We start from the raw sequence: 21557 nt of genomic DNA, 5'->3' as shown, positions 1-21557 counted from the left end.
TTATGTCTGAACAAAATGAAATCATCATTGAACCTGTCTATGGTGACGGGCCTTTACCTTATTACCCGGTTATCACCGACAAGAAAGAAAAAAATGTCGTGGCGAAAATTTTTAAATTACCTGAGCGCGTTATTCCGATTGTTTTTCTGCCAGGAGTCATGGGGAGTAATTTAAAAGGAAAGGACAGCCAGTCTGTGTGGTTGGCAAATAGTGAATTAACGTATGACTTGCTGAAATGGACTTCTTTCTCATCTATAAAGAGAAAAAAGTTACTGGATCCCACTACGACTCAGGTCGCTAATATTGGCGATATTGAAGTTGAAGGCCCAAAAGAACGTGCAATGTTCAAATCCCGGAGGGAGCGTGGGTGGGGAGAAGTTGTAGCCATGAGCTATGGGACATTTTTGTCCTGGTTGCAGGACGCGCTAAACGACCATGACACAATGATCACTAATAAAATGTCAAACAGCGATAGGAAAACATTGCGCGAACAGCTGATGGATAAAAATCTTGGCGCGGAAATAGGCGAGGCATGCCTTACTGAGAATGAAGTCGACCTAAGCTATAAATATTTCTTCCCGGTACACGCCATGGGGTATAACTGGCTTGAGTCTAACCTGATTTCTGGCGATAAAATAAAAAATCGCATTGAAAAAATTATTCAGGATTACCAGTCCTCTGGTTACAAATGTGAAAAAATTATTCTTGTGACGCATTCGATGGGAGGGCTGGTTGCGCGTTGCTGTTCCGAGCTACTGGATGGAAGTAGTAATATCCTGGGCATTGTACATGGAGTAATGCCTGACTCCGGTTCACCTATGGCTTATAAAAGAATGAAGAGTGGTGAGGCAGGTACAACAGGCTGGGTGATTGGTAGCAGTGGTGAAGAGATGACTCCAGTTTTGGCACAGTCCCCTGGCCCACTTCAGCTGTTGCCCGGTACCGCCTATGGCTCCGGATGGCTACAGATTGATGGCGTTCCCTCTTTACCTAAAAATGGAGATCCCTACAACGAGGTTTATCTGGAGCGTAAGGCCTGGTGGGGTCTGTGTGAAGAGCGTTTTATGAATCCTGACAACCAGTCTATGGATAAATATCATGCTGAAATGGCTTGGGGGAAATATCAATATTTGATAACCACTATGGTAAAGCCTGTCATTGAGGGTCTGAGAGCAAGGTATCATAGTAACACCTGGATATTTTACGGGATGGATGGTCAACGCTACCCTTCCTATGATGTCATTAACTGGAAGGACATTAGTTCAGTTAAATATAGTAGTAGTGATAACCAAAAAATTGCAAAAGAGGGTGTCATTTTTTATCCTTCAGATGTAAAAAACACAACAACCCGGTTTGCGGGATTAATTACAGAACAAGGAGGACATCAGTACAAGGAATTCTCACTTTCCTCTCCGACAGCCGATGGTGATGGCACGGTTCCCGTGCGTGGAGCGATTTTTAATTCTCCTGGGTTAAAATCTCAGATAGGTTTAAGTGTGGATCATGAAGGCGCTTTTAAAGATGATTCTTCGAAAGGTGAACATTCAATGGATTCCCGTTGGTTTACCCTGCGTTCGATATTAAAAATAGCTCAGGAAATAAAGAATACAGGATTAGCTTATGCAGATTAAAAAGCTGCATGTTTTTCTGTTAGTCGTCATCGCTATCGGACTTGGCGCATGGTGGTATAACCAACCTTATCCCCCAAAGGAAAATCTCACCGCTCAGCAGGAGGAAAAAGTGCAGAAATTATTGAAAGGAATGAAAACACGCTGTGTGGGTCGCTATTTAGTCGATTTACCCGAGTCTTTTTATATGTACAAAAATTCTATGCGGTTAGAGGATAATAATTGGGTGGCAGATATCAGAATGCCGGACGATTGGTGGAAAACCTACATCGCAACTAAACGGATGTACTATCCGGCTTTCGAGCAGTTTATTAAGCGGCGTGAACGAGAGATAGCTAATGACATAGTTATAGACCCTTTGAATAAACCTAACCTTAAACAGGTATGGGAGCTACCTGATGGGATGAAAGGTGTGATATTCGAGCGGAATGTAGATCCTGGAACAAATGATGCTCTAAGGACACTGGAAGGTTATATTTATACTAACGGCGTTGCAGTTAAGCTGCAGAAACAAAGTGTCAACGATTCAGACCCACGCTATGAAAAGGATCGGAACGGCGAGCCGGTAAGAAATTTTGTTCCCAAAGATATTGAAAGAATGAAAAGGCTACTTGCCAGAATTACGGGCAGGGAGGAAGATGACATCCCAACTGTGCCGGGTAGTTGTATAGCAGATGCATTTATTGCAACGGACAAAAGTGGCATGGAACAGGAAAGTATTTCTCGTGGTTTCCATAGTGATAAATTGCCAGGAGTTGATATTTTCGTAAGTATTGATAATTACACTCAGGAAGAAAACACATTGCTGGAGCGATCAAGTGATATAGCCAGGACTCTGTCGCAAGCAAGTGGTTATATTACAAGGAAAGGGCCTTTTGATATAAATGGGTTGCATGCAGAGGAATTGCTGGCGACGATTGTGCTGTCAGGGATACCGCGATTTGGATTTACTTTATTTATAAATGAAATGGGGGCGGGTTACAAAACACCGACTCTGACTTTAACTTTGGATAATGCAAATAAAGAATTTAAAACTTATCCTCAAGAAGAAATAACGGCCTTCTGGGATGCTATTACTCATACCATTCGTTTGCGACCTAATACATTTTAATATAATCATTTCATGACCGTTAATTATGAAATCTGGCTTTTGACTGTAATGTCATAATAATGTTGTTAGTTAAATTTTCGGTACGTCTTCAACGATGTCAGGTAACGCTTCAATAAATAGTTCCTAAATAACAGGTGTATTCGAAAGGGTAAACCACAAATAAAACAGGATTGGCGTATGCTGATTAAACGTAATTTTATTATTCTTTCATTCATGATTATCAGTGGTTTCATCGTCTGGAAGTATAACCAACCTTATCCCCAAAAGGAAAATCTCACCGCTCAGCAGGAGACAAAAGTGCAGGAGTTATTGAAAGGAATGAAAACACGCTGTGTGGGTCGATATTTAGTGGATTTACCTGCATCTTTTTCTCTATACAGAAGTTCTATGCGGCTAGAAGATAATAACTGGTTTGGTATTATAGGTATGCCAGATGATTCGCGAAGAACGTACATTACAACCAAACGTATGTACTATCCGGCTTTTGAGCAATTTATTAAACGCCGTGAAAGAGAAATAGTTAACGATATAGTTATAGACCCTTTGAATAAACCAAACCTTAAACAGGTGTGGGAACTAGCCAATGGAATGAAAGGTGTGATATTCGAGCGGAATGTAGATCCTGGAACAAATGATGCACTAAGAACACTGGAAGGTTATATCTATACCAACGGTGTTGCGGTTAAAGTTCAGAAAGAAAGTGTTAACGACTCTTCTCAACGATATGAAAAAGATCGTGATGGCGATCCTGTGAGAAATTTTGTTCCCAAAGACATTGAAAGAATGAAAAGGCTACTTGCCAGAATTACGGGCAGGGAGGAAGATGACATCCCAACTGTGCCGGGCAGTTGTATAGCAGATGCATTTATTGCAACGGATACAAGTGGCAAAGAACAGGAAGATATTTCTCGTGGTTTCCATAGTGATAAATTGCCGGGAGTCAATATCTTCGTGAGCGTTGATAATTACACAAATGGGGAAACTACCATTCTAGAGAGATCAGGTGATATATCAAGGACACTTGCAAAAGCCAGTGGAAATATTGCCAGAAAAGGCTCTTTTGATATCAATGGGTTGCATGCAGAAGAGATGTTGGCATTGATAGAAGAATCTGGGAAGCCCAACTATGGCTTTTATTTGTTTATCAATGAGACCAAGGTGAGTTATAAAACACCAGGTTTGAACCTTACTTTAGAAAATGCGAATCAAGATGCGGTGACTTTTCCTCAGGAGGAAATGACGGCCTTCTGGGATGCTATTACTCATACCATTCGTTTGCGACCTAATGCATTTTAATTATTATCGCCCCCTTAGTTGTAATGAATGTGACTGTCAATTTTCTTTCTGGTGTTTATTACGCTTTTAAAATGAGTTAATGGAGAGGTTATGCGAGGTTTAGTTTGTCTGGGAGATGCAACGACCCATGGAGGAAAAGTTATAACGGCTTCTTCTACCATGTATATTAATGGCGTGCAGGTCGCACTCGTTGGCGACCTCGTGGCATGCCCTATTCCTGGACATGGAGTGAATAAAATTATTGAAGGCGCTCCAACAGATATGGAAGAGAGCATCAGTATCGTTATTGATAATTGCCAGTGCGTGTGCGGGTGCAAAGTCATCAGTTCTCATCCCGATTGTAATGTTGAGTCCTGAATATGGGGTGGCCAATTCCGGGTATTCCAGAACAATCGCCATTACCTGCTCCGCGTTTTGGAATTTGGGCTGGAATAATGGTGACGATGATTGCCATTGGTTCTTTACTGGCGCTATTCATTGGTAATTTCAGTACTTATGGCCCCATTTTTATTTATGGGGCCTTACCTGCCTTTCTTCTTTGGGTTTGTGTTTTTGGCGTAGTCCTAAACCGTTTTAATCAATCCAGTGCCGCTGTGTATGCATGGAGGGAGGAATCACTGGAAACAAAGAGGCAATGGGAGCGGTGGAGTCGGAAGCAATTGGCTATTGTTGGGAATGTACTGCTTAGCCCTGAACCTGATGGTGTTGCCAGTATTTTAAATGACCCCTCTCAAATCCCGATGTATCCTAAAAAAGCACGCCCATTATCAGATGAAAAACAGACACTCTCTCAACATTTTAAGTCATTAGATGTAGCACTTGATAACCAGGTTAAGGGATATAGGTGTCATTTATATAATATATATGCATTGAAAGCCGAACTGTTAAATGAGAGAGAAGTCCACGATGCAATTTATGAGCAGTGGGACATTTTCCCTGAGTTTGTTAATTCGTTTGAGGAAATCCCCTGTTTCAACGTTGATACTGAATTTAATAATGTTGTGTTAGTAATATGTCTTCAATGCTGGGCTAATAGGATACCGCACAAAAGCAGCGAACTCATTTCCGCTCAGTTACTGTGTACTCCAGACTTCATGATGTCTCAAAAATATAATCTTCAGGCTGCATTAGGGCGTGTTATGCCTGTGTCTATAGATAAATTGGCTACCGACCTGACGATGCTTTTTGACTACAACAAACTAAATTACAATAATTTGCAGCATGTTTGGTTATCTGGTGAAACTGAAAAAAATAAGGCAAGTGTTGCCAGGTACGCAGATTTGAATCAGTGGGCATTGCCGGAAAAACGGCCCGTACAGTATGTTGATTTGACCTTTGGGCCTCCAGGTGAATATGCGTTTGAAGTTTCTTTAAGCATGATGGTGGATGCTGTACTTCACTCGTCACAAAATCAATTGATCATATATCAGAAAACACCATCGACAGGCTGGTTGTGTCTGCTTACCAGGGAGTTATTTTCATGAGTCAAACAAAAGGAGTTGAGCCTCAGCCACATTATGGATTTCTGGGTTATTTTCTTCTTGTTTTTGGATTTGCAGCATTATTTGCGCTGCTTTTATTTGTTTTTCACGATGAACTAGAAACACATGGTATAGATTCATCTAAAATATGGATAATATGGGGGGGGATATTTTCTTCATTGCTGGGCGGCCTGGTGGTAATGAAGTACTGGTGGGCTATCAGACAGCGGCTTGGTCAGTTTGCCTATAAACCAAAAATAACAAGCAAAGGAACAGCAGATACCGTAGATAAGACTCCTGCAACAAAAAGGATGATCTCTGAATTAAAAATGTCGCTGCGAAAGCAATATGGTTTTTTTTGGTGCCGTAAAATAACAATATTACTTTTAACCGGCAACGCGCCCGACATCGAACAACTCGCCCCCGGACTCACCAAAGACTATTGGCTCGAAGACGGTGGCACAGTGTTGTTATGGGGCGGCAGCGCAGACGCCGCGCCGGAAGCTGACTGGATGAGCGCCTTGCGTAAGCTGCGTCGCCGTCCGGTGGACGCGCTGGTATGGGTGACCTCCGCTTTTGACCGCTTGGCAACCCTTAACCCGGCATCAGTTGAAAGCCCGCTGTCGATGGATGCCATGGACGGCATCGCGCACCGTTTCAGTGCCCGTTTTGAAACACTCGGCTGGCAGCTTCCGTTGTATGTCTGGTCGGTTCATCCAGGCTCACAACAGGAAGGCCGCATTGTGCAGTCCGTAGGATGTTTGCTGCCTGCGGGCGCAAAACCGCTGCATCTCGACAATCAGCTTAAAGCATTGACTGACCAACTGACTGCACTGGGTACCCGTCAGATTTGTGCCCGTTCACAGCATACGTTTTTGCTCGATGTAGATAATTTACTTTCCAATACTCCGGAAACGCTGAGCCATCCGTTGTCAGTGTTCCTGAATCCTTACCGCCCGTTACCGCTGGCGGGGGTGATGTTCAGCCCTTCGGCCACCGAGTCGGCACGCGGTATTCCCCATCATTGGGGAAAGGATTCGCGTTGGGATGTTCTGCTGGAGTCATTGCCAAAACTGACCTCCGGCCTGCGACCGCAAAAGCGCGGTTTCTCCTGGCGACGCGCCACCGCCATCGTGCTGGCCGCAGTGATGATGCTGTGGGGCGCGGGGCTGATAGCGTCGTTTATCGCCAACCGATCGCTGGTGAGCGAAGCGGTATCGCTTTCCGAACAGGCGTCCAATACGCACAAATCGACCCAGTCCCGTTTGCAGGCTCTGTTAGATCTCCAGCAGCTCACCGAAAAACTGCAATTCCGTCAGTTGAATGGAACGCCGTGGTACAGCCGGTTTGGCCTAAATCAGAATGACCCATTATTGCGTGCGATGTGGCCACAATATGCGAACAGCGCGCTGCCCCTGATCCGTGATGCGGCCGCCAATGCGCTACAGGAAAAACTGGATGCGATGACTGCGTTGCCGCCGGATAGCCCACAACGCAGCGCGTTGATCAAACCGACGTACAACCAGCTCCGGCTGTACCTGATGCTGGCCCGTCCGGAAAAAATGGATGCCGCCTGGTTCACGCCAGAGTTATTGAAAACCTGGCCCCAGCGCGAAGGGGTGAAAAACGGTTTTTGGCAGGGCAGCGGGGTGGATCTCATCAAATACTATGCAACGGCGCTGCCACGTCACCCTAAATGGGCGCTGTTGGCGGATAACGATTTGGTGAACGATGTGCGCGCGATCCTGGTGCGCCAGATAGGTGTGCGCAACGGCGAGGCGTCGCTGTATCAGAAAATGATGTCACAGGTCTCCCATCAATATGCCGATCTGCGGCTGCAGGACATGGTGGGCGATACCGATTCGTCGATGCTGTTCAGCACCGAGGAAGTGGTGCCGGGCATGTTTACTCGCCAGGCCTGGGAAGGGGCGGTGAAATCTGCCATTGAAAAAGTGGCCAATGAGCGCCGGGAAGAAGTGGACTGGGTGTTGTCGGATAACAAAGACACCGTCACCGCGGCATTGTCACCGGAAGAGTTGAAAGCCCGCCTGACCGCACGCTACTTCTCTGATTTCTCCGGCAGCTGGCTTGATTTTCTCAACAGCCTGCGCTGGCAAGTTGCGGCCACTTTGTCAGATGCGGTGGATCAGCTCACCTTAATGGCGGACGTGCGCCAGTCGCCACTGGTGGCACTGATGAATACGCTCAGCGTGCAAGGGCGCACGGGGCAGACTGGGGAAGGGCTGTCGGATTCGCTAGTCAAATCGGCGCAGAATCTGTTTAACAGCAACAATCAACCCGCTATCGATCAGAGCAAAGGCATGCATGGCCCGCTTGATCCGAGCTTTGGCCCGCTGCTGGCGCTTCTCGACGGCACCGCCGGTGGACAGGGCGATACCAGCCTCAGCCTGCAAACCTTTTTAACCCGCGTGACCCAGGTGCGACTCAAGCTACAGCAGGTGATCAATGCTTCTGACCCGCAGGCGATGACTCAGACGCTGGCGCAAACCGTGTTTCAGGGCAAAGCCATCGATCTGACCGAAACCCGTGACTATGGCAGTCTGGTCGCCGCCAGTCTCGGGCAGGAGTGGAGTGGTTTTGGCCGCACGCTGTTTGTTCGTCCGATGGAACAGGCGTGGCAGCAGGTTCTCACCCCAGCAGCTGAAAGCCTCAATACTCAATGGCAGTCAGCCATTGTGAATGACTGGAACAGCGCTTTCGGCGGCCGTTATCCGCTGAAATCCAGCAGCAGTGAAATCTCGCTGCCTTTGTTGGCGCAATATCTGAACGGCGACAGCGGACGCATCAGCCGCTTCCTGCAAACGCGTCTGAATGGCGTGCTGCATAAAGAGGGCAGTCATTGGGTACCGGATTCCATCAATGCGCAGGGGCTTGAGTTCAACCCGGCGTTTATCCGGGCGGTCGATACTCTGAGCCATATCTCTGACGTGGTCTTCACCACTGGACCTGCCGGGCTGAGTTTTGAAATTCGGCCGGGTACCGCGGAAGGCGTCATGCAGACCAACTTGATTATCGATAATCAAAAGCTGGTGTATGTGAACCAAATGCCGGTCTGGAAACGTTTTACCTGGCCTGCGGATACGGAAGCACCAGGGGCGGCGTTAACCTGGATAAGCACACAGGCAGGAACCCGTCAGCTGGCGGATATTCCCGGTGCCTGGGGGTGGATACGCCTGCTGGATTTGGCCGCAATTGCTCCTTATCAAGGGCTGAACAGCAGTTGGCAACTCACCTGGAAAGCGAAGGATGGGCATGCGCTCAACTATGTGCTGCGCACCGAAGCGGGTGAAGGGCCGCTAGCCCTCCTCAAGCTGCGTAATTTTGTTCTGCCAGACACTATTTTCGTCACCTCCGGCGGCACCACGATTGCACCGGATGCCACAGACACGCTGTCGGATTCTGACCTCAACTAACCTCTTCACGCCACAGGAATTTGCATGGCAACTCTGAGTACGCTTTTTAGCGCCTGTTCGCAAGAACCGCAGGCGCTGATGGAACACACCCGCGAATCGCTGAACCTCTGGGATAACTGGCTGGCACCGATCAATACCACCCTGCCTGCCGGGGAGGACATCAGCTACGACGACGATTTTCAGATGATCCGCGAAGAGGTGAATAAACTCTCAGGTTTTAACACTGAGCTCATCTGCACTCTGACTGAAAAGCTGTTAATCCACGGCAGTAAAGATATTCGCGTGGCGGCGTTCTACGTCTGGGCACGCCTTCAACAGGAAGGCGAATCCGGCCTGGCGCAGGGCCTGACACTGCTGGCCGCCCTGCTTGAACGCTATAACGATCAGGTACACCCTTGCCGTGAGCGTCCGCGTAAAGCTGCCCTGGAATGGCTGGCGGGTAATAAAGTGCTCGATACACTGTCGCTCTATCCGGAAGTCAACACGCGCGATTTTAAGCAAGTGGTGGGAGCGCTGGCGATTATTGCGCAGGTCACCGAGCGTTGGGCCGCTGACGCCCAGCCTGAACTCGGTGCGCTGTACGGTGCTCTGGAAAACCGTATGACTCAGTCAGGTGGCGTGGATGCGGTTGTGCCGCAAACCAGCAGCAGCGGAGAAGAACCAGCCAAACACCACGCATCCACTTTTACCCCCACTAATTCGGCGATTCATTCCGGGCGTGAGTTGATCGACCAGGCGAAACTGCTGGCGAAATATTTGCGCGACCAGCCGGATGGCTGGCTCGCGGGTCATCGCCTGATGAAAAGCATTCGCTGGGATACGTTGCATCAACTGCCCGGGCTGGATGCCGGAAGTTCCACGCGATTAATGCCGCCAAAAGCGGAGTTTCGTGCGCAGCTTAAACGGTTGTATTTGCAGCAAAGTTGGGTTGAGTTGATTGAACAGGCCGATCGGATGTTTGCCCAAAGCGTGAATCACCTGTGGCTCGATTTGCAGTGGTATCTGCATCAGGCGTTGCAGAAGGCGGGTACACCTTGGGAAGGTTGGGCGGATATCGTGCGCAACGATCTCCGCTGTTTCCTCAATCGCATGCCGGGTTTGGAAGGGCTGGCCTACAGTGACGGCACCGCGTTTGCTGATGAGGTGACGCTACTTTGGATCAATCAGCACGTGCTCGACAACGTAGACGGCTGGGGTCATGAAACGGAAAGCGCGTCGGCATCTGCGCAGGATGACATTCTGTTGCTGGAACCCGAGGCGGTCGCCATTGCGGATAAAGAGGGTATAGATGCGGCACTCAGTTGGCTGCATACCCGCCCCGGCGGCGACACGTCCCGCAACCGCTGGCTGTTGCGCCTGCTGATGGCCCGCCTCGCCGAGCAATATGGCAAAAATGAACTGGCGACGCATCTTTTGACTGAACTCGATATCAGCTCAGGCTCTCTGACCCTGATCGACTGGGAGCCGGAGCTGCTGTTTGAAGTCAAAGCCCGTTCCCTGCGCCTGCTACGCATGAAAGCCAACCGCAGCGACAGCGATAAACAGCGCCTCACCCCTGCTATGGACGACTTGCTGTCCGGGCTGATTTTGCTCGACCCGGTTCGCGCCGCGGTGCTGTGTGGTTAATCCTCGTGCAACTCCATTTATTTATATTTATTAGGTCTATTCAATGGACGATTTAACCCTGCGCTATTTTGACGCAGAAATGCGTTATTTACGTGATGCCGCAAAAGAGTTTTCCCGTGCGCATCCGGATCGGGCGGCGTTGCTCGATCTGGATAAAGCAGGAACGCCCGACCCGTACGTCGAACGCCTGTTCGAAGGCTTCGCCTTTTCGATGGGCCGCCTGCGTGAAAAAATTGATGACGACCTGCCGGAATTAACGGAAGGGCTGGTTAGCCAGCTTTGGCCACACTACCTGAAAACGATCCCGTCGATGTCCGTAGTGTCACTGGAACCCGATATCGCGGCGATGAAAATAGGCGAGACGATAAAAGCCGGGCTGGAGGTGTATTCCCGCCCGGTCGGCACAAAGCAGACCGTTTGCCAGTATCGGACTACGCGCGATATGCCGCTCAATCCGCTGAAGCTGACGCGGGTGTCGATGGAAACTGAGCCTGACGGACGTTCGCTGCTGCGATTGCGGCTTGCCTGCAACCCGCAGACAGACTGGAAAGAGTGTGATTTACGCCGCCTGGCGTTTTACCTGACGGGTGAAGCGCCGGTAAGTAATGCCCTGCATCTGGCGTTAACCCGTCGTCAGGCCGGGCTGTATATACGCCTGCCTGGTCAGACGGACAGAATTGCGATTGACGGCGGGTTCTCACCCGGCGGTTTTCGCGACGAAGATCGTCTCTGGCCGAAAGGCGACAGCGCCTTTAGCGGCTATCAACTGCTGCTGGAATATTTTACCTTCCGCGACAAGTTCCGCTTTGTGCATCTGAACGGCCTTGAGGAGATCACGCTGCCTGCGGGCCTTACTTATTTTGATATCGAAGTGGTGTTCAGTACCCAGTGGAACAGCGAGCTGCCGGTGATGGGCGATGCCCTGTCCTTGCACTGTGTGCCGGTGATTAACCTGTTCACGCTTCAGGCCGATCCGCTGCGTATCAATGGGCTCGAAAGTGAGTATTTGCTGCGCCCACGGCGATTGCAGGATGGGCATACCGAAATCTACTCCGTGGACTCGGTCCTGGGATCGAAGCGCACCAGCGAGGCGCAATATGTGCCGTTTGCCAGTTTCCGTCACCGTGGCGGCATGATGCGCCGTGAAGCGCCGTCACGTTATTACCATACCCGCGTGCGTCGTGGGCCGGGCGGGCTGCATGATACGTGGCTGATCCTGGGGGGCGATTTATGGGAAGCCGATCGGGTGGTAAGCGGTGAAACGCTGTCGCTGAAAGTCACCGGCACCAACGGCCAGTTGCCGCGTAAGGCACTGACCAGCACGCTGCTCGACCGCTGTGAGCCGGTTACGCAAACCCGCCTTATCGTCAGAAACCTGTGCAAGCCGACGCTGCCCGCCTATCCGCCTGCGGAAGACAGTTTCCACTGGCGCGTACTGAGCCATTTAGGTTCCAGCTTCCTCAATATTATGAGTAGCGCAGAGGTGTTGCGCAGCACGCTGGAACTCTATAACTGGCATCACGATGAGATGAACCTGCGTCGGCTGGATGCCATTCTCGATGTGAAGCACCATCTGGTGCAACGCTTCGAAAAAGGCCATCTGCTCAGAGGCGTGGATATCGAAATTATCCTCGACAGCAACGGCTTTAGCGGCGAAGGCGATATCTATTTGTTTGGTGAAATGCTCAATCGTTTTCTTGCGCTATACAGCGATATTCACCTGTTCAATCAGCTCACTCTTATCGTTCAGCCGGAAAATAAATGCATCCGATGGAAAGAGAATCACAATCAGCGACTGCCTGGCTAACCGCGCAGTTGTGGGACGATATCAGTCGGACCAACTTTTACCGTTTTTGCCAGTTGCTGGAGCAAAGCCAGCCCGATGCGCCAGCGCTCGGCAGCACCTGGAAAATCAGTAACGATCCGATTCGTTTTCGCCCTAATCCCGGAATGGGTTTTCCCGCCGGGGAGTTTAAGCGTCTGGATATTCCGGATGAACCCGATAAACCCGCCAGTGCCATGATCACCTTTATGGGGCTGTATGGCGTGGAATCTCCGCTACCGACGGCCTGTATTGATGACATTACTCAGCGTCGAGAAGGCCACGAAGCCGTCAGCGATTTTCTGGATATTTTTAACCACCGCTTAATTACCCAGTATTACCGAATCTGGCGCAAATACTCGTGGCCTGCCTCGTTTCAACCAGGCGGGAAAGACAAGACCTCGCAGTACCTGCTGAGCCTTGCGGGGCTTGGATTAAAAGGGTGTGCAGAAAATATCGACACACCCATTTCGCGCTTTCTTGCGCTGCCGGGCCTGATGCGGCTGCCCACGCGAACCAGTGAAGGGATCATGGCGATCGTGCGTTTGTTGGCGCCCGATTCCCGGGCGGACATCGTGCCGCACGACCCTGCTCGCGTAGCGCTGAAGTCCACGCTGCGCATGAGCGCTAACCGCCCGGTAACGCTGGCCAATCGCCCGGTGATGGGCAGCCATGCCATTGATGTTAACCATCAGGCGCATTTGCGGCTCAGTACGGATAATCCCGATGAGGCAATCTCCTGGCTGCCGGGCGGCGCATTGCATCGTGATTTTCTCGCGTTGTTGCAGGTCTATCTTGGCGCCCGGCTTGATTTACGCATCACCCTGACGCTGGCACGCGAGCTGCTCCCGGATGCGGCGCTCTCCTGTAAAACGGGGGGAAATGGCGTGCAGTTGGGAAGAACGGCGGTGATGCGCCGACAGGCTCAAACACGCCCGGCCGCCGGGCAGAACACCATTACAATTAATTTGGGACGTTACCAGCGCTTACTGGAACAGCCCCACAGAAGGGAAGCAGATGATGAAGGCAATTATCGTGAATAAAGGGAGCGTAGCCATGATACTGACGTGCTTATTACTGAGTGGCTGTGGGTTAACTCAGAAAGTCAGCGACGGCACCACGGCGATGACGAAATCTATTTTTTATAAGCAGATCAAAACGCTGCACCTCGATATTCGCGCCCGTGACGCCATCAACAATAATGCCCATGGCAACGCACTGGCGACCGTGGTACGCGTCTATCAGCTTAAAGATCGTACGGCGTTTGACAGTACTGATTACCCCTCTTTATTTGCCTCCGACAGCGAGGCGATAAAGGACGATCTGGTGGCGGAAAAGGACCTGCGCGTTCGTCCAGGCGAAGCGGTGAGTGTGGATATGCCAATGGAAGAGAGTGCTCAGTTCGTGGCGGTCGCCGCCATGTTTCTCGAGCCGGATCAGGAAAAAAATACCTGGCGAGTGGTCATGAGTCGTGAGGATTTGGATCCTGATGATGCCCGTCACATCGAACTGAATCAGCAGACGTTAACCCTGTTACCCGTTAAGGACGACTAATGCCCGACAGTCACTTAACGCCCTCACTCTACGAACTCCTGTACGGCAATTTCAGCGGCGGCCTCGATCTCCATCAGGTCAGCGAACAGAACCAGGTGATCCTGTCCGTGCTGGACAACATGCAGCGGATCCTCAACTGTCGCGCCGGAACGCTGGCGCACATTCCGGACTACGGTCTGCCGGATATGACCAACATTCTGCAAGGCCTGCCGGGTACGGCGCACCTGCTGATGGGCACCCTCTCTGCGGTGCTGCTCAAATATGAACCGCGCCTGAATAGCATCAACGTGGTGATGCAGGACCAGACGATCCCCGGCGAGCTGCGCTATGCGATCGACGCGGAGCTGAAAGGCATTGGCCTGGTGCGTTACGGCACTGAATTTATGCCCGAAGGCCGGGTGTTGATTCGTCACCTCAAGCAGCAGAATTATTTTGATAATAAAGCCCGAATTTAGGTCGGGCGTCTAATGGCAGGGAAAGCATGTCAGCCAAAGCACAATTTCTTAAAAAACTTCAGGACCAACAGCCACGGCCTCGCGAATTTGACAGTAAATGCGAGGCAGATATTGCTGAGCTGCGTCAGCGAATGGGCGAGCTTCAGGAAAGTATGGCCGCGTGGCTCACAGACACCGGGATTCGGATTGAACCTCAAGACGTCGCGCTCAGCGATTTACTGGTGGGGCGCAAAACCTTCAACGTTCCGGCGGTGGGGCTGTACTTCAACGACCGTGAGATAAAATTTACGCCAGTGTTTTTGTATGGGCAGGGCGTCACCGGCTGCGTGGAGGTTTCCCTCTGCGTGCAGGGGCGCGCGACCCCGCAGTACCGGTTGTTTATGCGATGCAGCGAAAGCGTCGACTGGACCTGTAGCCCGGTGGGTATCCCCGGCGCGCGCAGAAGTGCGTTCAGCGAAGATGCCTTCTTCGAAATGATTGCCGGGCTGCTGCCTTGATACCACGCCTTCTAGGGATGAAATCACTATGTACGACGCAAAACCTCGTCCGGTAAGAACCGGCGGCGATCCGCGTGCCCTCGCGGACTTCATCACGCTGCGCGAAGAGATGAGCAAACTGACGCACCCGGCCCGTCCGGACGTGAACTGGGTGCGGGTCGAAAATCTTTCACTTTCGTTATTCGAGCAAAATGGCGTTGAGCTGCAAACCGCCGCCTGGTACACCCTGGCCCGCAGCCATCTTGAACGAATCAACGGGCTGAACGAAGGCGCGGCTATTATCAACGCACTGCTGGCGCATCAGTGGGCGCAGGTCTGGCCGCTGCAAACCGCGTCCCGGGCAGAAATCCTGAGCGGGCTGAGTCTGCGCTTACAGAAAGTGTTCCGTACTTTTACGCTCACCCATGCGGACCTGCCTCCGTTGTATGACGCGGATAAGCAACTGCGTACGCTGGAGGAGATACTCACGCGTCAGGGGCTGAAACAGGTTTGTCAATTCTCGCCGCTGTTGGCGCAACTCTCGAGTGCGGTGACCCGGCTAGAAAACAGTACACCGCAGGAACCAGCAGCCCCGGCGCTTGCACTGCCGATACAGGCGTTGCAAGAACCTACCGCTGTAAGCGACCGAGCACCGGACAGCCGCTTGGTGTATGTGATTCGCGCCGAACCAGAAGTGACGGTAGAAGTGGTACATGAACCGCCATCGGCATCACTACCGCTACCCCCGACGCCGCCCCGCTGGCCTGCGTTTGCCGCTGGGGCATGTTCAACATTGCTGCTGGGGGCTGTAGCGCTGTGGGGCTGGAATGCGCTGCATCCCGTCGATGCCACACTCCCGGCGTTGAGCGCGTCGGTCGCCCCTTTGCCGCAGGTTTTGAGTCGCGCTGAAATTGAGCGGCTACGCGAAAGTGGTACCGTCAAAGTGAATGCTGATGTGTGGTTGAAACAGGCTTCAACTCAGCTGGATACACTTGCGTCGTTGCCGCCGCAATGGGCGCAACAGCAGGGCAATACGCTGCTGGATCAGGCGCAAATCCTGTGGCCGGAGAATGTTCAGGTCGTCGAGATGCGCAATCAGTGGCAGCAAAAAATGGCGCTGAACCGGATAACGGACGAGACGCTCAACGGCTGGCATGACGGCATGGTGATGCTGCAACGGCTTGCCGACCAGCTGAACGCGCTCGATGGGCAAAAAGGAAAATACCTCACGGTCAGCGAGCTGAAATCGCAGATATTCGCCACTACCCAGGCGTTTAATCGCGCGGTGCCAACCGAGGAATTGTTGCGACAAATGGCGCTGCAGAATGATCCGCAGCGCATTTCGACTGCGCAGAAACTACAAACCGAGCAGGGGCTGAAACAACTGATCACCCGCTATTCTCAGCTGAATAACGAAGAGACCGGCAAATAACTGCCAGTGAAATCGCAGGGTATCTCTGATTTACCTGAGTAAAACAAAATGCTGCTGCGCAAATCACTTATACTGCCGACAAATAGATCAATCGAAGTCATGTTGCTGGTATGTATATTTCGACACGCATCAAAGTGGTTATTCATCTTTGCGCTTTCCTCGTTGTGCTGTATAGCCTGACGATGCTTCCGCCTATGCTGCTGGCATTGGTGGATAAGGAGCGCAGCCTGTTTGCGTTTCTGTCGACGTTTGCCATTTTCTTTCCCGCCGGGCTGATTGGCTGGGGGCTAACGCGCCAGTCGAAAATCCAGCTCGAAACCCGCGATGGCTTTATCATCATCGTTCTGTTCTGGCTGCTGTTTTCGTTGATAAGCGCCATGCCGCTGTGGCTGGATGACTCGCTTAATATCTCGCTGGCCGATGCGGTGTTTGAGGGCGTGTCCGGGATAACCACCACCGGAGCGTCGATTTTCAGCGACGTGACGCATCTGCCACGTTCGATTCTCTATTACCGCTCGCAGCTGAACTTTATCGGCGGGTTAGGGGTTATCGTCCTGGCGGTTGCGGTGTTGCCGCTGCTGGGCATCGGGGGCATGAAGCTGTATCAGTCGGAAATGCCCGGCCCGTTCAAAGAAGAACGCCTGACGCCGCGCCTGGCCGATACCTCGAAAAGCCTGTGGTTCACCTACATGCTGCTGGGCATGACCTGTACGCTGGCCTTTTACCTCGCCGGAATGCCGTTTTTCGACGCGCTGTGTCACGGCTTGTCGACCGTTTCGCTGGGCGGTTTTTCCACCCAAAGCGAGAGTATTGGCTACTACAACAGCTACGCCATCGAGCTGGTGGCGGGCGGGTTCTCCTTGCTGTCGGCGGTGAACTTTACCCTCTATTTTGTGGCACTTTCACGCCGTAGCCTCAAGCCTTTCCGCCGTAACAGCGAGCTGCGCTTTTTCCTCTGCGTGGTGATGTTGGTGGTCGCAATTATCACCTTCGAAGTCTGGCGGGCAGGGATGTACGCGCTGCCTGCGTCGTTCGTGCATTCCTTCTTCCTCGTCAGCTCGATGATTACCGATAATGGGCTGGCGACGGCGGATTACGCCTCATGGCCCACGCACGTGGTGGTTTTATTGTTGTCGGCGAGCTTCTTCGGCGGCTGCGTGGGGTCAACCTGTGGCGGGATTAAGGCGCTGCGATTCCTGATCCTGTTCCGCCAAAGCCGCCACGAAGTGCACCAGCTAGCGCACCCGCGCGCCATCATGAGCGTGCGCGTGGACAATACAGTGATTAACGACAGGGTGATGCGTTCGGTCTGGAGTTTCTTCTTCCTGTACATTTTCTGCACCTGTTCATTCATTTGGGCGCTGAATTTGTTGGGCTACGATTTACTCACCTCGTTTGCCTCCGTCGCCGCATGCATCAATAATATGGGCCTGGGATTTGGCGCGACTGCGACGGGCTTCGGCACGCTCGACGATACCGCCAAATATCTGTTGTGCGGAGCGATGCTGCTGGGGCGTCTGGAGATTTATCCGGTGTTGATCCTCTTGTCGAGAACCTTCTGGCGCAGTTAAGCTATTCCCACAACATATGAGTGGAGGCAGGCGTGAACATCAGCGACGTTGCGAAAAGAACCGGTTTAACCAGCAAAGCGATTCGTTTTTACGAAGAGAAGGGTCTGGTCACCCCGCCGTTGCGCAGCGATAACGGCTACCGCAGCTACACGCAAAAACATCTCGATGAGCTGACGCTGCTGCGTCAGGCGCGCCAGGTGGGGTTCAATCTGGAAGAGTGTGGCGAGCTGGTGAATCTGTTCAACGATCCGGGGCGTCACAGCGCGGATGTGAAGGCGCGGACGTTGCAGAAAGTGGCCGATATCGAAAAACACATCACGGAATTGCAGAGTATGCGGGAACAGCTACTGACGCTGGCGGATGCTTGTCCAGGAGATGACAGCGCCGACTGCCCGATTATTGATAATCTGTCCGGCTGCTGTCATCGCAAAAGTAACTAGTGCGGGCGCACCTTCAGGGTGATGCCTTCGACGGCGAACACTTCGACGCGGGTGCCTGCCGGAAGATCGTCTTCGGCAAGAACCGGCCATGAGCTGTCGCCAACGCGCATATGACCGCGGCCGTTGATGAGCGTCGTATCCAGCGTGAAGATTTTACCGACCAGTTGCTGACCGCGCTGATTAAGCTGGCTGTCGGCGCGTGGCTGTTGACGAACACGATTCGACAGCCAACGCCACCATAGCCAAGCGGCGAGCAGCGTCAGTACCGCAAACACCACCCCTTGCCACTCCCAGCCCAACGGCAACAACCACACCAACAGGCCGGTGACAATCGCCGCCACGCCGCTCCACAACAGATAGCCATTCCCGCCTAGCATTTCCGCCGCCAGCAGTACGCCGCCGAGGCTCAGCCAGAAAATGTGCGGGTGGACGAGAAGGGCATCAATCATGGTTTTTTCCGCTCACCGGCGCTGTCTTTCACCAGTTCGGCAATCCCGGCAATCGAGCCCATCAGGCTGCTGGCATCCAGCGGCATCATCACCACTTTACTGTTATTTGCTGAGCCAATCTGTTGTAACGCATCAGTATATTTCTGCGCGATGAAGTAGTTCACGGCCTGAATATCCCCTGCGGCAATGGCTTCGGAAACCATTTGCGTCGCGCGGGCTTCTGCTTCGGCTGAACGCTCACGCGCTTCTGCCTGCAAGAACGTTGACTGACGCTCGCCTTCCGCTTTGAGAATTTTAGACTGCTTCTCACCTTCGGCTTTGACGATCTGCGCCTGGCGGATCCCTTCGGCTTCCAGGATGTAGGCACGTTTGGTACGTTCGGCTTTCATCTGCGCATTCATGGCGTCGATAAGTTCAGCCGGTGGGCGCACGTCGCGAATTTCGATACGGGTGATTTTGATGCCCCAAGGATTAGTGGCTTCATCCACGATATGCAGCAGGCGGGTATTGATGTTGTCACGCTGGGAGAGCATTTCGTCCAGCTCCATCGAGCCCAACACGGTACGGATGTTGGTCATCGTCAGGTTGATGATTGCCAGTTCCAGATTGCTGACTTCATACGCCGCTTTCGGGGCATCAATCACCTGAATAAAACACACCGCATCAATGGAAACGTTGGCGTTATCCTTGGAGATAACTTCCTGGGATGGAATGTCCAGCACCTGTTCCATCATATTGATTTTGCGGCCAATGCGGTCCATAAAGGGCACGACCAGACTCAGGCCTGGATTCAGGGTATTGGTATAGCGGCCAAAGCGCTCGACCGTCCATTGGTAACCTTGAGGAACGATCTTGACGCCTGCGCCCACAATTACCAGCGCGACGAAGATCAGTACGGGAATAAAGACGAGCATTCAAAACCTCCTGTTTTTACTGAGAAACCCTGGGACTTACATGTCAGGGTCGATACAGGAAGTATAACTTTTATTCACCAGGCTGCGGTAACGTTCTTCTGTGTTGAACAGGTACAAAATGCCCCGGCGACAGGACGCCGCCGGGGAGAGGGAATATCAATACAGCAGGGAGTACAGCAGACGGCGGTATTTTGATGCCAGCGCATCGCCGGTGCCCAGTGCCGCGAGAATTTCCTGCAGCATCTTGCGTGCCTGGCCATCCGCCGCGCCCAAGTCTTTTCGCAGATGGCTGAACAGCAATTCCAGCGCTTCTTCATTGCGCCCAACCTGATGCAGCTGCAGCGCCAGCTGTGACGCGAGGGCCGCATCTTCCGGATGCTCCGCCACTTGCTGTTGCAGTTGCTGGATTTCCGGGGTGTCAGCCGCCTGTTTCAGCAGCTCAATTTGCGCCACCAGGCCCTGATAGCGGGTGTCCTGGTCTTGCATAGGCACGGTTTTCAGGGTCGCTTCTGCCTCTTCCGAACGGTTCAGCGCAATCTGCGTTTCCGCCAGCAGCAGGCCAATCTGGCTGTCCTGATTCGACAGCTGCCATGCGTCTTTCAGCAGCGGCAGGGCCTCGGCATGATTGCCTTCCTGCATCAGCAGCATCGCCTGCTGGGCTTTCAGCTCTTCTTCACGCGGCAGGAATTTATCGAGCAGCGTACGAATCACGTCTTCCGGCTGCGGGCCCTGGAAACCGTCGACCGGCTGGCCGTTCTGGAACAGATATACGGTCGGAATGGCGCGCAGGCCGAACTGAGAAGCAATCACCTGCTCGGCGTCGCAGTCGAGCTTCGCCAGGATGAACTGACCGTTGTACTGGGTCGCGAGGCTTTCCAGCACCGGGGTTAACTGCTCGCAGTGCTGGCTGCGCGGAGACCAGAAGTAGAACAGGACGGGAACGGTGGCGGACTGCTCCAGGGTCTGGTGCAGGTTAGCTTCGGTAATGTTAACGATATACTGTGCAGACATAAGTCATTCTCTTTATTCGATATGAGTCGATATCTCATTGAGATGGGGGCGGAGGACGGTGCTTCAACTCAGCCCTGCAAAATTTTGTCCATCATTCGACCCGGCAGCAGGCGTTTGAGTAGCATGACTGCGTGGGTCACCAGGGTCACCGGATAGCGCATTTTCGGTTTCTCGCTGGTGAAAGCATGGCGCACTTTTTCCACCACCGCCTCTGGTCCGAGGGTAAAACGGGCGGCGATACCCGGGTTTTCGACGGGTTTATCGGCCTGGGTCTGGTTGACGTTTTCAGTGAAACGGGTGCGGATCGGGCCGGGTTCAATCAGGCTGACTTTGATGCCGCTGTGGCGCAGTTCCATGCGCAGTGCGTCCGACCAGGCTTCCAGCGCATATTTACTGGCGGCATACGCTCCGCGGCCCGGCGTGGAAATCAGGCCCATCACCGAAGACGTCATCACAATTCGGCCTTCGCCGTGCGGCTCCATGGCGGGCAGCAGGCGCATGGTCAACTGATGTGCGCCGAAGAAGTTAGTGGAAAACTGCTGTTCCAGCTGTGTACGGCTCAGGGTGTTCAGCGGGCCGTAGACGCCAAAACCGGCGTTATTAAAAATGCCGAACAGGCGGTTTTCGGTAAGGTCGATAATTTCATCGGCGGCGCGGTCGACGCTTTCGGGCGAATCCAAATCGAGAATAATCCCCGTCAGCCCCAGACCCGACATGCGGGCCACGTCTTCCGGCTTGCGGCAAGCGGCCAGCACGCGAAAGCCCTGGCGTTTCAGCTCAAGCGCACTCTCCAGCCCAATTCCGCTGGAACATCCTGTTATTAAGACCGTTTTTTGCATAACTTTACCTGAAGACAA

19 protein-coding genes are annotated in these 21557 nt (G+C 52.3%); 15 read left to right on the top strand and 4 right to left on the bottom strand.

What is annotated here, in order from left to right:
• The first annotated feature begins 2 nt into the window (after positions 1 to 2).
• The 15 genes from A8O29_RS17375 to cueR all read left to right on the top strand — a co-directional run bounded on the left by A8O29_RS17375 (position 3) and on the right by cueR (position 18326).
• Positions 3 to 1631, top strand: coding sequence for an esterase/lipase family protein (locus tag A8O29_RS17375; RefSeq protein ID WP_125353486.1), 1629 nt, complete (start codon positions 3 to 5; stop codon positions 1629 to 1631).
• Positions 1621 to 2739: a T6SS immunity protein Tli4 family protein gene (locus A8O29_RS17370; protein ID WP_125353487.1), complete on the top strand. Its 1119-nt coding sequence runs from the start codon at positions 1621 to 1623 to the stop codon at positions 2737 to 2739. The genes A8O29_RS17375 and A8O29_RS17370 overlap by 11 nt, the downstream gene beginning before the upstream one ends.
• A gap of 177 nt (positions 2740 to 2916) precedes the next feature.
• Complete coding sequence (locus A8O29_RS17365) at positions 2917 to 4035, top strand: T6SS immunity protein Tli4 family protein (protein ID WP_125353488.1); 1119 nt, start codon at positions 2917 to 2919, stop codon at positions 4033 to 4035.
• Between the two features lie 90 nt (positions 4036 to 4125).
• On the top strand, positions 4126 to 4392 hold the full coding sequence (locus A8O29_RS17360) for a PAAR domain-containing protein (protein ID WP_125353489.1): 267 nt from the start codon (positions 4126 to 4128) through the stop codon (positions 4390 to 4392).
• 2 nt (positions 4393 to 4394) lie between these two features.
• Positions 4395 to 5519, top strand: coding sequence for a hypothetical protein (locus tag A8O29_RS17355; protein ID WP_125353490.1), 1125 nt, complete (start codon positions 4395 to 4397; stop codon positions 5517 to 5519).
• Positions 5520 to 5716: 197 nt separating this feature from the next.
• Positions 5717 to 8950, top strand: a complete 3234-nt coding sequence (locus A8O29_RS17350; RefSeq protein ID WP_246316620.1) for an ImcF-related family protein — start codon at positions 5717 to 5719, stop codon at positions 8948 to 8950.
• A 24-nt stretch (positions 8951 to 8974) separates the two neighbouring features.
• Entirely contained in the window at positions 8975 to 10576 is a 1602-nt protein-coding gene (tssA, locus tag A8O29_RS17345) for a type VI secretion system protein TssA (RefSeq protein WP_125353492.1), read from the top strand.
• Positions 10577 to 10619: 43 nt separating this feature from the next.
• A complete protein-coding gene (tssF, locus tag A8O29_RS17340; protein ID WP_125353493.1) occupies positions 10620 to 12383 on the top strand; it encodes a type VI secretion system baseplate subunit TssF in 1764 nt (587 codons plus the stop codon).
• Entirely contained in the window at positions 12338 to 13441 is a 1104-nt protein-coding gene (tssG, locus tag A8O29_RS17335; RefSeq protein WP_174081385.1) for a type VI secretion system baseplate subunit TssG, read from the top strand. The genes tssF and tssG overlap by 46 nt, the downstream gene beginning before the upstream one ends.
• Positions 13416 to 13952: a type VI secretion system lipoprotein TssJ gene (tssJ, locus tag A8O29_RS17330; protein ID WP_420853913.1), complete on the top strand. Its 537-nt coding sequence runs from the start codon at positions 13416 to 13418 to the stop codon at positions 13950 to 13952. The genes tssG and tssJ overlap by 26 nt, the downstream gene beginning before the upstream one ends.
• On the top strand, positions 13952 to 14407 hold the full coding sequence (gene tssE, locus A8O29_RS17325; RefSeq protein WP_125353495.1) for a type VI secretion system baseplate subunit TssE: 456 nt from the start codon (positions 13952 to 13954) through the stop codon (positions 14405 to 14407). Before tssJ ends, tssE begins: the two co-directional genes overlap by 1 nt.
• Positions 14408 to 14433: 26 nt before the next feature.
• A complete protein-coding gene (locus A8O29_RS17320; RefSeq protein ID WP_174081384.1) occupies positions 14434 to 14904 on the top strand; it encodes a hypothetical protein in 471 nt (156 codons plus the stop codon).
• A 28-nt stretch (positions 14905 to 14932) separates the two neighbouring features.
• A complete protein-coding gene (locus A8O29_RS17315) occupies positions 14933 to 16315 on the top strand; it encodes a VasL domain-containing protein (RefSeq protein WP_125353497.1) in 1383 nt (460 codons plus the stop codon).
• 110 nt (positions 16316 to 16425) lie between these two features.
• Entirely contained in the window at positions 16426 to 17886 is a 1461-nt protein-coding gene (locus A8O29_RS17310; protein WP_125353498.1) for a TrkH family potassium uptake protein, read from the top strand.
• Between the two features lie 32 nt (positions 17887 to 17918).
• The gene (gene cueR, locus A8O29_RS17305; protein WP_110511298.1) at positions 17919 to 18326 is read left to right on the top strand and encodes a Cu(I)-responsive transcriptional regulator; all 408 of its coding nucleotides are present in this window, start codon (positions 17919 to 17921) and stop codon (positions 18324 to 18326) included.
• Here the strand turns inward: cueR and A8O29_RS17300 are convergent.
• From A8O29_RS17300 to A8O29_RS17285, 4 genes are all read right to left on the bottom strand, one after another.
• Entirely contained in the window at positions 18323 to 18775 is a 453-nt protein-coding gene (locus tag A8O29_RS17300) for an NfeD family protein (protein WP_125353499.1), read from the bottom strand. The genes cueR and A8O29_RS17300 overlap by 4 nt on opposite strands.
• Entirely contained in the window at positions 18772 to 19689 is a 918-nt protein-coding gene (locus A8O29_RS17295; protein WP_125353500.1) for an SPFH domain-containing protein, read from the bottom strand. Before A8O29_RS17295 ends, A8O29_RS17300 begins: the two co-directional genes overlap by 4 nt.
• Before the next feature lie 156 nt (positions 19690 to 19845).
• Entirely contained in the window at positions 19846 to 20700 is an 855-nt protein-coding gene (locus A8O29_RS17290) for a thioredoxin family protein (protein WP_125353501.1), read from the bottom strand.
• Between the two features lie 68 nt (positions 20701 to 20768).
• Positions 20769 to 21539, bottom strand: coding sequence for an SDR family oxidoreductase (locus A8O29_RS17285; protein WP_125353502.1), 771 nt, complete (start codon positions 21537 to 21539; stop codon positions 20769 to 20771).
• Between the last annotated feature and the right edge of the window lie 18 nt (positions 21540 to 21557).

Source organism: Scandinavium goeteborgense (assembly GCF_003935895.2).
Lineage (GTDB): Bacteria > Pseudomonadota > Gammaproteobacteria > Enterobacterales > Enterobacteriaceae > Scandinavium > Scandinavium goeteborgense.
The sequence above is the reverse complement of the archived record's forward strand: the minus strand, read 5'-3'. Positions and strand labels throughout refer to the sequence as shown.